Source organism: Corynebacterium sp. CCUG 61414, assembly GCF_024453945.1.
GTDB lineage: Bacteria > Actinomycetota > Actinomycetes > Mycobacteriales > Mycobacteriaceae > Corynebacterium > Corynebacterium pseudogenitalium.
Genome location: NZ_JAGPYU010000020.1, coordinates 14,726 through 27,698 on the forward strand (window position 1 = coordinate 14,726; position 12,973 = coordinate 27,698).

Consider the following 12,973-nt stretch of genomic DNA (forward strand, 5'->3'; position numbering starts at 1 on the left):
CGATTTATACAGTACGCGAATATCAGAGTGGCATCAAGGGTTTTTCCAATACTGGTACCCTTTTTATTCGTGAACAGCAGCGATAGCCAGTACGTCACCGACCTTGCCCTCCGGGCAGGTCGGGGCGACAAAGCCGCCCTCACCGACTTCATCGCCGCCACCCAGGACGACGTCTGGCGCCTCCTCGCCCACCTCGCAGGACACGACGCCGCCGACGACCTCACCCAGGAAACCTACCTGCGCGCCCTCGGCGCCCTCCCACGCTTCGCCGGCCGCTCCACCGCCCGCACGTGGCTCCTCTCCATCGCGCGCCGCACCTGGATCGACTCCGTGCGCCACGACCGCAGCCGCCCGCGCGCCACCAACAGTGACTACGACGACGTCGCCACCCAACAGCCCAGCACCGACGACCCGAACCTGTGGCCCGAAGTTATCGACGCCCACAACCTCCTCAACGAACTCGCCCCTGACAGGCGCGAAGCCATCGTCCTCACGCAAGTGCTCGGCTACAGCTACGAGGAAGCCGCCAAAATCGCTGGCGTGCGCATCGGGACCATCCGCTCCCGCGTCGCCCGCGCACGAAAAGACATCATGCGACTTACGGAACAGACCTAGCTCATTACCCCCTTTTCGTTTATTGCACAGCAGGCCCTCGAAGACCTTGACATCGCGCTTTCACAACCCCACTCGAGCAGCGTCGACATTGTCGTCGATGGGTCCCAGCAGCCGATACGCATTCCACGATCCGCTGCCTCTGCACTACGCGAAGTGCTCGCCAACGAGGCGGAGGGCAGGCCGGTTGAAATTGTTCCGGTACAAAAAGAGCTCACCACCCAGCAGGCGGCGGACCTCCTCCACGTGTCCAGACCTCACGTCGTGAAGCTCATCGACACCGGCCAATTAGCCGGCCACAAAGTCGGGGCGCACCGGCGCCTCTACGCCGACGACGTCTTCGCCTTCAAACGCGAAAGGGACGCAGCGCAGCGCGCTACCGCGGATGAATGACTCTCTTTCAGCTGAACAGAAAAAGTCCTAGGTTCACCGAACCGGCCTATCCCATCAACTACACTGCCTTTTATGATTCGAAACGCAATAGCGATCTCCTTTGCCTTCATCGGCATCGTTGTCGGCGCCGGGTTTGCGTCCGGCCAGGAAGCGATGCAGTACTTTGTAGCCTTCGGCACGCAAGGCGTTTGGGGAGCACTCTTGAGCTCGGCCCTGATGCTGGTCGGCGGCATCTCCATCCTCCAGCTTGGCTCCTACTTCCAGGCGACTGAACACATGGAAGTGCTCGGTAACATCACCGGCAAGGTCATGGGCTGGGTTCTGGACATCTCGACCATCATCACGCTGTTCTCCATCGGGTTCATCATGTTCGCAGGTGCGGGCGCGAACCTGAACCAGCAGTTCGGTATCCCGGTCTGGATCGGCGCGGTCATCATGCTGGCAATGGTGCTCGGTGTTGGCATGCTGGACGTCAATAAGGTGACCAGCGCGATCGGCATCCTCACCCCATTCCTCCTGATCTTCGTGATCGGCGGCTGCACCTGGACCATCGTCAACGCGCAGCCAGACTGGGATAGCATCAACATCGCAGCCCAGGACGTCGCAACCGAGCTGCCGAACTGGTGGATCGCCGCGCTGAACTACACCGGCCTGAACTTCATCTGCGTTGTGTCCATGGCGGTCGTCATCGGCGGCAACTACCTCGACCCGCGCGAAACCGGCCTCGGCGGCCTCTTCGGCGGTATTGCCTACCTCGCGATGCTGCTCCTGCTCGGCATGGGCCTCATGGTCAGCATCAGCGACGTCAACGGCCACGACATGCCGATGCTCACCCTCATCAACAACATCAACCCAACACTCGGCCTCATCATGACGTTCGTGATCTTCGGCATGATTTTCGCCACCTCGTTGGGCATGTTCTACGCCCTGGGCAAGCGCCTGGCACGCGGTCGCCAGCAGAAGTTCCGCGTCATCTACATCTCCGCGTGCCTGATCGGGTTCGTCCTGTCCTTCGTCGGCTTCAAGGACTTAATCTCGTTCGTCTACCCGATCCTGGGCTACCTGGGCCTCGTACTCATCGTCGTGGTCACATCAGCCCGCATCCGCGGCTCGGAAACCCTGCGCCACGAAGGCAGCCTGCGACGCCGCGCCCTCGAGCTCATGAAGGACAAACTCGATCCGCGCGTGAAGTTCACCCGCCACGACCAGCGCGAGCTGGACAAGATTACCGAGAAGTCCGTCATGGAAAATAAGGACTTCAAGGAAGCCATGATCGAAGAGGCCGAGCAGGCCCTCGAAGCGGAAGAAGTCCTCGAGACGGACGGAGCTGAGAGCCAGGCTAAATAATCCTGCTCCGCCAAGTGCCAAGGGACGCAAGATGCGTGCTTTGGCACTTTTTCTTTAGCCCAAGCAAGGATGCGCGCACCAAATTCCTGTTTTTCGGAGAGGAGTCGGAACGTTTCCCCAGGTCGTAGGCAGTACTTGATGGAATGTGGTGTCCCCACCACCCGGTCCGACACCAAATTCCCGCTTTCAGGAGCAGCCCTGAGCGTTTCCCCAGGTCGTCGATTCTGCATGGGCGAATTTGGTGTGCACCCAGAGAGGCCTAGTGCCAAAGGACGCAACCGGTTTTGGTGCAGCCATTCAACACTGCAGGTCAGCAATGTGCTAGATGTTTTCCGGTGCGTCCATTGGCACTGGCTACCTAGCAACCACACCTCAAACCCAGGATCCAAGAAAGTATTGGGGCATTTCCCTGGTCACGGACCGGCCTGCCCCAAAAGCCGAAGCAGAAAAGCGGCCCCGCCAGGGAGCAAACCCCAGGGGACCGCCCTCAAGCGCCCTCAAGTGCCCTCAAGAAGCCAGAAAAGCTACTTCACAAGCAGCTCCGCGATCTGAATCGTGTTCAGTGCGGCGCCCTTGCGCAGGTTGTCGCCGGAGACGACGAACACGAGGCCGCGGTTGCCGTCGACGGCCTGGTCCTGGCGGATGCGGCCGACGAGGGAATCGTCCTTGCCGGCGGCGGCGAGAGGGGTCGGTACGTCGACGACGGAGACGCCCGGCGCGGCCTCAAGGACGGCGCGAGCCTGGTCAGGGGTGATTTCCTTCTCAAACTCGGCGTGGACGACCATGGTGTGCCCGGTGAACACTGGGACGCGGACGCAGGTGCCGGAGACGCGCAGGTCTGGGATGGAGAGGATCTTGCGCGATTCGTTGCGGAGTTTCTGCTCCTCGTCGGTTTCTTCGGTGCCGTCGTCGACGAGGTTGCCGGCGAGTGGCAGCGCGTTGAAGGCGATCGGTGCGACGTATGGGCCGAGCTCCTCGGGCTGGAGGAGGGAGCCGTCGAGGGCGAGTTCGGTGTTGCGCTCGCCGATTTCGGCGACCTGATTTGCAAGCGCCTGCACACCGGCGAGGCCGGAGCCGGATACGGCCTGGTAGGAGGCTACGCGCATGGTGTGAAGGCCGGCGGCGTCATGGAGTGCCTTGGCCACGGGCATGATTGCCATGGTGGTGCAGTTCGGGTTCGCGATGATGCCCTTGGCTGGCGCCTTGGCTTCGTCGGGGTTGACCTCGGAGACGATGAGGGGGACGTCGTCGTCCTTGCGCCACGCGGAGGAGTTGTCTACGACGGTGGCGCCGGCGGCTGCGAAGACTGGGGCCCACTGCTTGGAGGTGCCGCCGCCTGCGGAAAAGAGCGCGATGTCGACGTCGGCGACGGAGTCTTCGGTGACCTGGGTGAGGTCTTCGACGACGACGTCCTGGCCGCGGTATTCGAGGTGCTTACCCGCGGAGCGTGGTGATGCGAAGAAGCGCACTTTGTCCGCTGGGAAGTCTCGTTCGGCGAGGATTTCGCGCATGACGCGGCCGACCTGGCCGGTTGCACCTACTACTGCGATGGTGGTCATGAAGTGTGTCCTTTCTTAGCGTCCGGTGCCAGCGTAGACGATGGCTGGTTCGTCGCCGCCGAGTTCGAACTTGTCGTGGATAGCGCGGGTGGCTTCCTCAAGGTCGATTTCGCGTACAACGGCAGTGATGCGGATTTCGGAGGTGGTGATCATGTCGATGTTCACGCCGGCGTCGCGAAGTGCTTCGGTGAAGTCGGCGGTGACGCCCGGGTGGGTCTTCATGCCTGCACCGATGAGGGACACCTTGCCGATCTGGTCGTTGTAGGTGATGTTGTCCCAGCCTTCTTTCGCCTGGAGGGCCTTGAGCAGTTCCATGGCGCGGGGGCCGTCGGCAATTGGGAGGGTGAAGGTGATGTCGGTGGTCAGGTTGTGGAGGCTGGAGATGTTCTGCAGCACCATGTCGATGTTGATCTCGTTGTCGGCGAGGACGCGGAACACCTTGGCGGCCTCCCCTGGCAGGTCCTTGACGCCGAGGATGGTGATTTTCGCTTCGGAGGCGTCGGTGGCAACGCCGGACAGTACTGCTTCTTCCATGGGGATATCCTCCAATGCTCCGGCGACGAGGGTGCCGGGATCGTTGCTGTATGACGAACGCACCCGCATGGGTACGTTGAATGCGCGCGCATATTCCACACTGCGCAGCACAAGGATTTTCGAGCCGGACGCGGCGAGCTCAAGCATCTCTTCGAAGCAGAGTTTGTCGAGCTTGCGGGCATCGTGGACGATGCGTGGGTCGGCGGTGTAGACGCCGTCGACGTCCGAGTAGATTTCGCACTCGTCGGCGCCGAGGGCGGCGGCGAGGGCGACGGCGGTGGTATCGGACCCGCCGCGGCCGAGGGTGGTGACGTCCTTGGTGTCACGGTTGACGCCCTGGAAGCCGGCGACGATGGCGATGCGGCCGGCGTCGATAGCTTCTTGGACGCGGCCCGGCGTCACCTCAATAATGCGGGCGTTGCCGTGGCGCTCGGTGGTGATGACGCCCGCTTGCGAGCCGGTGAAGGACTGCACATCAGCGCCGAAGGATGCGACCGCCATCGCGACCAGCGAGTTCGAGATGCGCTCGCCTGCGGTGAGCAGCATGTCCATCTCGCGGGCGGGTGGGGTTGGGTTGACGCGGGCGGCGAGGTCCAGCAGCTCGTCGGTGGTGTCGCCCATTGCGGAACACACCACCACGACATCGTGCCCCTGCTTCTTAGTGGCAACGATGCGTTCAGCAACCGCGCGTATGCGGTCGGCGCTTTCGAGGGACGAGCCCCCGTATTTCTGCACGATCAATGCCATGGTAGAACCTTCCATCGGTGTAAAAACTGTCGCGTGAAAATCCGCACTATAAGAATAGCGTCCCAAAAACGACTATGGGGCGACATGGCACAGAAAATTAGTATTATCGTTGACCATGCAGAACGACTTCCTTGCGATTAGCTTTGCGCTCACGTCTGCGCTGCTCATCGCGGTGGGGACGGTGTGGCGCCACCGCATCTTGCGCGCCGGCCGCTCCACAACGGAGGTCAATCCCTCACCGCTTTCTTCTTTGCGACGCCCCGCCTGGTGGGCATCGCTCGCCCTTGCGCTGGCCGCGTACGGATTTCAGGCGCTGGCGCTGGCGTTCGGATCCCTGCTGGTAGTCCAGCCGATTCTGGTGCTGTCACTGATGTTCACGCTGCTACTTTCGGCGCGCGTGGAGCACCGCACAATGTCGCCGCAGGGCACGGCGTGGGCGACGCTGCTGACCATTTTCGTTGCGGTGGTGATCCTGGTGGGCCGCCCGGTTCCGGGCACCGCCCCGCCGGGGATGGTCGGCTGGGTGCTGGCAATCGGGGTTGGGCTGGCCTGGATGGTCGGGACGGTCGCGTTCGCCCGCACCCGTGGCGCCGCTACGCAGGCGCTGGCCTACGGCATCCTGTGCGGCGCGATCTTCGGCTACCTGGCGGTGTTTTCCAAGGTGGCTGTGGACGCCTACGTACACGGCGGAGTCGTTGGACTTGTGGAGTCGTGGCAGTTCTGGGCCATGCTGGCCTGCGCGGTGCTGGGCACGGCAGTGCAGCAGTTCGCGTTCGGCGCCAGCAAGCTGGCCACCACGCTGCCGGCCATGAAGGTTGTTGAGCCGCTGGTTGCACTCACCTTGGGCATCGTGCTGCTTGGGGAGAACTTCGCCGTGTCCAGTGTTGGGGGTTGGGTAGCGATGGTGGCGTCGATAATTATGATGCTGGCCAGCGCGGCGATGCTCACACGGGTCAGTATTCAAGTGGGATAGGCCCAAACCGTGTATGCTTTGGCGCATGTCACATCAGCTGCTGCTCCTAATCTGCCGCGGCGGGATACAGGCCTCGTTGTAACACGGCCGGCGCCCGTCGCGGAGTTTGTGCACGCCGACCGTGAAACTCGCCACGAAGGAGAACAGCCACAATGACCACCCAACCAGCCTGGAATAAGCAGCAGCCATCGAAGATGCCAGCGCACCGCTACCTGCCGTTTGCGCAGGAGGTAGAGCCTATCCGCCTGCCGGATCGCACCTGGCCAGACGCCACCATCACGCACGCGCCACAGTGGTGCGCGGTGGACCTGCGCGACGGCAACCAGGCCCTGATTGACCCGATGAACCCGGAGCGCAAGCGCCGCATGTTCAACCTGCTGGTGGAGATGGGTTACAAGGAGATCGAGGTGGGCTTCCCGTCCGCCTCGCAGACTGACTTCAACTTTGTGCGCGAGATCATCGAGCAGGACATGATCCCGGATGACGTCACCATCCAGGTGCTGGTGCAGGCCCGTGAGCACCTGATTCATCGCACGTTCGAGGCGTGCTCGGGCGCGAAGAACGTGATCGTGCACTTCTACAACTCGACGTCGAAGCTGCAGCGCGAAGTGGTGTTCCGGAAAGACCGCCCGGCGATCAAGAAACTGGCGACGGACGCGGCGGAGCTGATCAAGGGCATCGCGAAGGATTACCCGGACACGAACTGGCGCTGGCAGTACTCGCCGGAGTCCTTCACCGGCACTGAGCTGGACTTTGCGGTTGAGGTGTGCGACGCCGTCGTCGAGATCATGGACGCGACCCCTGAGCAGCCGATGATCATCAACCTGCCGGCGACCGTCGAAATGATTACCCCAAATGTGTATGCGGACTCGGTGGAGTGGATGCACCGCAACCTGAAGCGCCGCGACTCCATCATCCTGTCGCTGCACCCCCACAACGACCGCGGCGAAGGCATCGCCGCGGCCGAGCTGGGCTACATGGCGGGCGCGGACCGCATCGAAGGCTGCCTGTTCGGCAACGGTGAGCGCACCGGCAACGTCGACCTGGTCACACTGGGCCTGAACATGCTGACGCAGGGCGTCGACCCGCAGATCGACTTCTCTGATATCCAGCGCATCCGCGACGTCGTGGAGTACTGCAACCAGCTGCGCGTCCCCGAGCGCCACCCATACGGCGGCGACCTGGTCTTCACGGCGTTCTCCGGCTCGCACCAGGACGCTATTAATAAAGGCCTGGACGCACTGGCGAGCAAGGTGCGCCCCGGCGCGAACTCCACTGAGGTGCAGTGGGAAGAGCTGCGCGAGACGGTCTGGGAGGTCCCATACCTGCCGATCGACCCGAAGGATGTGGGCCGCGACTACGAGGCTGTCATCCGCGTCAACTCCCAGTCCGGCAAGGGTGGCGTTGCCTACATCATGAAGACGGACCACGGCATCGATATGCCGAAGGCGATGCAGCCGGAGTTCTCCGCGGTGGTGCAGAACATCACCGACAACGAGGGCGGCGAGGTCAACTCGAAGAACATGTGGGACATCTTCGCCACGACCTACCTGGACCCAGATTCGCCACTGGAGCTGCACTCCTTCCGCACGTCGGATGAGGAGGGCACGGACGCCACGACGACCGGGATCCGCGCGCGCGTGACCTACAACGGCCAGGACCACGAAGTCACGGGTGTCGGCAACGGCCCGATCGCGGCATTCGCGAACGCGCTGGAGCACATCGGCATCAACGTCGAGGTGCAGGACTACTCGCAGCGCGCCCGCTCCGCGGGTGACGACGCCGACGCGGCCTGCTACATCTACGCGGATGTCGACGGCAAGTGTGCGTGGGGCGCTGGCGTGGCAGGATCGACGACGTTGGCGTCGATGCAGGCCATCGTGTCCGCGGTGAACCGTTCGACGGTCGCGTAACACCACCCCCGTTAGGGGGGTCGTTCTGCCTGGCGGACTGAGATGCGAGTGATAAAGCGCGCTCGCTTCTCTTACGCCTCTCTCAGCGAATAAGAATCCGCGCTGCGTACGAACGTGACGTGTCACACGCCTCCACAGGTCGACATGTGTTTACCCAGGTGCGCGCCTTATACTCATTGCTCGGAGATTTATCTACTGGCGAGGCAGCACCGGGTAAGGCAGGGCGAAATGGCAACAACATACGTGGTTCCAGACCACGGGCTTGGTGCTGTTCGCAACATCCCGGTGCACGAGGCGGAGCAAGAGCACATCATTCACCTGCTCGATTCCGCCGATACGGACGTTGCGGACCTCGCGGCGCTGCTTATCCCGCGCGCTGAGGGCGGCGGGTTCGACATTCACTTCCAGGACTCGGTGCTCGGCAGCATGAGCGCCTCGGACGCGCGCGAGTACGCGGAGCTGTCCTGGATCGTGGAAGCCTCGATGATCCCGCAGGTCACGGTGCGCGCCACCCGCCTTGCGGACGGCTCCCTGCAAACCGTCCTCCGCCTGCCACGCCCCGGCCTGTGCATCCCCACCAACCAGCCCCCGACCGAGCCGTGGGTGTTTCTCGACGACACCCGCACCTACGACGTCTCCTTCCTCCCGGACGCGCAGGAAGCCCAGGAAGTTTCGGTGCTGGACCGGAAGCATTACCTGCTCACGCTGAGCGCCACTGAGGATGCTGCCGAAGATACTGTGCAGGTCGCGATTGGGGATCGGGCCGTCGGCACCCTGGTGGGGCCAGTGGCCACCGCGCTGCTGCCGACGCTGCAGTCCCTCAGCGAGCGTGGCCTGCTGGCGGTAGCTCACGGCTACCTCGCGCCGCTGGGTGGCAAGCCGTCGTTGAGCGTGACCGTTGGCCCACTCGCCCCGGACGTGCTTCCGCCCCTCTCCCCGATTCCGCCGGTGCAGGTCCACCCGCGCCACCCGGATACCTCGGCGATGTCGGCGACCACCGTGATCCCCGTGGTACGCCCAGAGGAGCTGGAAGACAGCGCCGACGCGGTGGCCAAGTCCGCCGCAGCGAAGGCTGATTCGGAGGAGTTCCCCGCCGTGGAGACCCCGGCGGACGAGAAGGCCCCGGAGGCGCAGCCGAAGAAGAACCAGCCGATCCACCCGATGCGCTGGGTAGCCGCTGTCATCGGCGCGCTGCTGATCGCACTGATCGGCTCGGTGGCGTTCAGCGAGCAGTGGAGCGGCTCGCCGGACACAGTTTCCACGTACATGACGGAGCCTGCGCACTCCCCGAGCAAGTCCGGCCAGAAGCCGGAACCTTCGAAGCGGTCGACGGAACAGACCACCGAGGAGACCACACCGCCTTCTTCGGAGCCCGCGTCTGAGCCGGCCTCGGCGCCAGCCCCGGCGCAACAGGAACCGGCGTACCAGATGCCAGCACAGCCGGCCCCGGTGTGGCAGGCCCCAACGCCTGCGCCCGTGCCCGCCCCTGCGCCTGCACCAGCGCCTGTGCAGCAGCCCGCTCCCGTGCAGGAACAGCCCGCGCCGGCCCCTGCACCAGCGCCTGCCCCCGACTACCAGTACAATTTCGGCGGCCTGCAGATCCAGTCAGACACGCCGCTCGGCGGGCCATTACACCGCGTGCAGTGGCCATAGCTACTATCAGAGTGATGACAACACCTGACCACGAGCTCTTTCCGTTCGTCGCGGTAAGCGCCCTTTCGACAAGCATCCACCCCTCCACGGGGCGTTTGCTCACCCTCGATGCGGTCACGTTCGACGAAAACGGCGAGGTCGGCGAGGACTTCCACGCCGTATTCAACCCGGTCAAAGACGCCGGCCCACGCCACCTGCACAACCTGGAGAAGAGCGACTTCGCTCAGGCGCCACGGTTCGCGCGGCACCTCAAGACACTCAACAAGCTTATCGACGACCGCACCCTCATCGTGCTCGACAGCCCCACGGAGTGGGGGTACCTCGTCTCCGAGTCGCGCCGCGCCATGAACGCCGCCGCCCGCGCCAACCGCCAACGCGCCCGCAAACACAACCGGCGCCGCCAGCGCGTCGGCCACATCCCGCGCCCCGAAGCAATCGTGGACATCCTCGGCAGCGCGCGCCGCCAGGGCCACATCCTCATCGACGAGCGACTCAACGCCGTGGCCAACCAAGTCGGCGTGCTCTCCGAACCGGCCACCGCCACCGTCGAACGCGCCAGCGTCCCCGAGGAGGAACTCTCCCGGGCGGCCACACTGAAGCTCGTCGCGGTGTACCTGCAGCTGCGCGAAAACGGCACGCTGACCAGCATTGACCCGGAGGACCTCAAGGCGGACCGCTTCGGCCTGCAGCGCTCCGCACTGCGGGTGGACGCGCATAAGCGCGAAGGGGACGTCGATAATCCGGGCGTCTACACGGGTGCGGGCCTCAAGCCAGGCATGGAGATCTCCATCTCCGACGACGTCGCCGTCGACCCCGACGAGCTCATCCAGGCCGCGCTCGACGCCGGGCTGAACTACCAAGAAAAGCTCACACGCACCGCATCCCTCGTAGTATCCGACGCCCCCTCCCGCGGCGCAGAACTGCGTGGCAAAGCGATGCACGCGCACCGCAAAAACATCCCGGTGCTCAGCGCGCAGGAGTTTCTCCAGGCCGTAGCGCGCGACTAACGTAGAGGCATGCTCTCACAACTGCGTACCTCTGTTGCGCTGGCCGCCGCGAAGGCCGCCACGTTCGCGTCGCGCGCCACCGGCCGCGGCGCCGGCGGCATGATCGGCGGGCTCGTTGCCAACGCGATCGACCCGAACATCATGGCAGGCCTGTCCAAGGGGCGCCCGGCCGTGCTGGTGACGGGCACGAACGGCAAGTCCACCACCACAAAGATGCTGGTGGCGGCGCTGCGCTCCACCAGGACCGTGGCCACCAACGACGGCGGCGACAACATGGACGCCGGCATCATCTCCGCGCTCATGGCGGGCAAGGACGCCTCCACGATCGCCCTCGAGGTCGACGAGCTGCACGTCCCCCACGTCGCCGACCGGCTGCAGCCGAAGGCGTTCGTGCTGCTCAACCTGTCGCGCGACCAGCTGGACCGCGTCGGCGAGATCAACAAGATCGAGCGCGCCCTCCGCGGCGCCGTCAACGCCCACCCGGAGGCCACCGTCATCGCTAACTGCGACGACGTGCTGATGACCTCCGTCGCCTGGGACCACCCCAACGTCATCTGGGTTTCCGCGGGCGCTGGCTGGCTCGGAGACTCCGTCACCAACCCCCGCAGCGGCGGCCACGTCGTACGCACCGAGGACGACTGGTACGCCGTCGAGCCCCTCCCCGATGGCTCCGAGTTTCGACGCCCTACCCCCACCTACGCCGTCACCGACGACGGCCTGCGCTGCCCGGATGGGGGCGTCGTCACGCTTGACCTGGCGCTACCCGGGCGGGCCAACCGCGGCAACGCCGCACAGGCCGTAGCCTGCGCCGTCGACGTCTTCGGTGTACCACTCGCCTCCGCGCTCGCCGCCGTCGCCGACGTCCAAGACGTCGCCGGGCGCTACTCCACCATCCACTTCGGCGACCACGAAGTCCGCCTCCTGCTGGCCAAGAACCCGGCAGGCTGGCAAGAGGCCCTCTCCATGGTGGACCGCACCGCCGACGGCCTCGTCATCGCCGTCAACGGCCAAGTCGCCGACGGCGAAGACCTCTCCTGGCTCTGGGACGTCAAGTTCGAAGACTTCCACGGCATCGCCGTCAAAGCCGCCGGCGAACGCGGCACCGACCTCGCCGTGCGCCTGCTCTACGCCGACATCGAACACGAACTGATCCACAACTGCGTCGACGCCATCCGCGCCTGCCCACCCGGCCGCGTCGAAGTGCTGGCCAACTACACCGCCTTCCGCGACCTCAAAAAGGACCTACACAAGGAGCTGGACCGTGACTAACACTTTGACCATCGGCCTGCTGCTGCCCGACGTACTCGGCACCTACGGCGACGACGGCAACGCACTCGTCCTGCGCCAACGCGCCCGCATGCGAGGCATCGACACCCACATCCGACCCATCCCCCTCACCGAGGACATCCCCTCCGACTGCGACATCTACACCCTCGGCGGCGGCGAGGACTCCGCCCAAATCATTGCGGCCTCCCGCCTGCAAGCATCCCCCGGCCTGCAGCGCGCCATCGACGCCGGCCGCCCCGTCTTCGCCGTCTGCGCCGGCATGCAGGTCCTCGGCCACAGCTTCACCGCCCACGGCGAGGAAGTCGCCGGCATCGGCGTCCTCGACGTCCGCACCTCCCCCATGTCGGAGCGCGCCATCGGGGAAGTCCAATCCCACCCACTTCTCGACGGCCTCTCCGCCCCCCTCACCGGATTCGAAAACCACATGGGCGGCACCACCCTCGGCCCCGACGCCTCCCCACTCGGCCAGGTGAAACGCGGCGTGGGCAACAACGTGGGTGCTGGTTCTCGGGCTGGCGTTGAGGGCGTTGTGCAGGGCAGTGTCATCGCCACCTACATGCACGGCCCCGCCCTGGCCCGCAACCCCGAACTTGCCGACCTCCTCCTCGCCCGCGCCCTCGGCATCCACGCCCAGGAACTCACCCCACTCGCGTTGCCCGAGGTGGACCAGCTGCGCAAGGAGCGCCTCAGGTAGGTTGCCGCTAGCGCTCTAGGAGCCAGTGCCAAAGGACGCAATTCGTTCCGAGGAACTCGGGAAAAGCCCAGGTCGCAAATAAGCGGTTGCGTCCTTTGGCACTCGGCCCGGTTGGGGTGACACCAAATTCCCTCATTGGATTTTCGCGACCTGGGGAAACGCCTCAGCGCCTGCTCGAACGCTCTGTGTCAAGTGGTTGTGGTCCGGAATCATGGTTAACAATGCATCATCAATGCACACGGCATCGGCGCCGT

Annotated in this window: 11 protein-coding genes; 9 read left to right on the plus strand and 2 right to left on the minus strand. The window is 64.5% G+C overall.

Annotation, left to right across the window (positions count from 1 at the left end):
- Positions 1–69 precede the first annotated feature (69 nt).
- From KBX14_RS10540 to KBX14_RS10550, 3 genes are all read left to right on the plus strand, one after another.
- Entirely contained in the window at positions 70–615 is a 546-nt protein-coding gene (locus KBX14_RS10540) for an RNA polymerase sigma factor (protein ID WP_256042519.1), read from the plus strand.
- A gap of 153 nt (positions 616–768) precedes the next feature.
- Positions 769–1,005: a helix-turn-helix domain-containing protein gene (locus tag KBX14_RS10545; protein WP_256042520.1), complete on the plus strand. Its 237-nt coding sequence runs from the start codon at positions 769–771 to the stop codon at positions 1,003–1,005.
- A gap of 72 nt (positions 1,006–1,077) precedes the next feature.
- On the plus strand, positions 1,078–2,352 hold the full coding sequence (locus tag KBX14_RS10550) for a hypothetical protein (protein WP_256042521.1): 1,275 nt from the start codon (positions 1,078–1,080) through the stop codon (positions 2,350–2,352).
- A gap of 524 nt (positions 2,353–2,876) precedes the next feature.
- Here KBX14_RS10550 and KBX14_RS10555 read toward each other — a convergent pair.
- Both KBX14_RS10555 and KBX14_RS10560 read right to left on the minus strand, forming a co-directional pair.
- Positions 2,877–3,911, minus strand: a complete 1,035-nt coding sequence (locus KBX14_RS10555) for an aspartate-semialdehyde dehydrogenase (RefSeq protein ID WP_070477284.1) — start codon at positions 3,909–3,911, stop codon at positions 2,877–2,879.
- A gap of 15 nt (positions 3,912–3,926) precedes the next feature.
- A complete protein-coding gene (locus KBX14_RS10560) occupies positions 3,927–5,192 on the minus strand; it encodes an aspartate kinase (RefSeq protein WP_070363272.1) in 1,266 nt (421 codons plus the stop codon).
- 115 nt (positions 5,193–5,307) lie between these two features.
- Between KBX14_RS10560 and KBX14_RS10565 the strand changes: the two genes are divergently transcribed.
- The 6 genes from KBX14_RS10565 (at position 5,308) to KBX14_RS10590 (ending at position 12,719) form a co-directional block, all read left to right on the plus strand.
- Entirely contained in the window at positions 5,308–6,165 is an 858-nt protein-coding gene (locus KBX14_RS10565; RefSeq protein ID WP_070363273.1) for a DMT family transporter, read from the plus strand.
- 152 nt (positions 6,166–6,317) lie between these two features.
- A complete protein-coding gene (gene leuA, locus KBX14_RS10570; protein WP_255365830.1) occupies positions 6,318–8,078 on the plus strand; it encodes a 2-isopropylmalate synthase in 1,761 nt (586 codons plus the stop codon).
- A 228-nt stretch (positions 8,079–8,306) separates the two neighbouring features.
- Positions 8,307–9,731 (plus strand): hypothetical protein, encoded by a 1,425-nt coding sequence (locus KBX14_RS10575; protein WP_071573598.1) that lies wholly within the window; start codon positions 8,307–8,309, stop codon positions 9,729–9,731.
- 14 nt (positions 9,732–9,745) lie between these two features.
- On the plus strand, positions 9,746–10,738 hold the full coding sequence (locus KBX14_RS10580) for a DNA polymerase III subunit epsilon (RefSeq protein ID WP_252931712.1): 993 nt from the start codon (positions 9,746–9,748) through the stop codon (positions 10,736–10,738).
- A 9-nt stretch (positions 10,739–10,747) separates the two neighbouring features.
- Positions 10,748–12,007, plus strand: coding sequence for a Mur ligase family protein (locus KBX14_RS10585; RefSeq protein WP_070477278.1), 1,260 nt, complete (start codon positions 10,748–10,750; stop codon positions 12,005–12,007).
- Positions 12,000–12,719, plus strand: a complete 720-nt coding sequence (locus KBX14_RS10590) for a type 1 glutamine amidotransferase (RefSeq protein WP_071566422.1) — start codon at positions 12,000–12,002, stop codon at positions 12,717–12,719. Before KBX14_RS10585 ends, KBX14_RS10590 begins: the two co-directional genes overlap by 8 nt.
- The last annotated feature ends 254 nt before the right edge of the window (positions 12,720–12,973 follow it).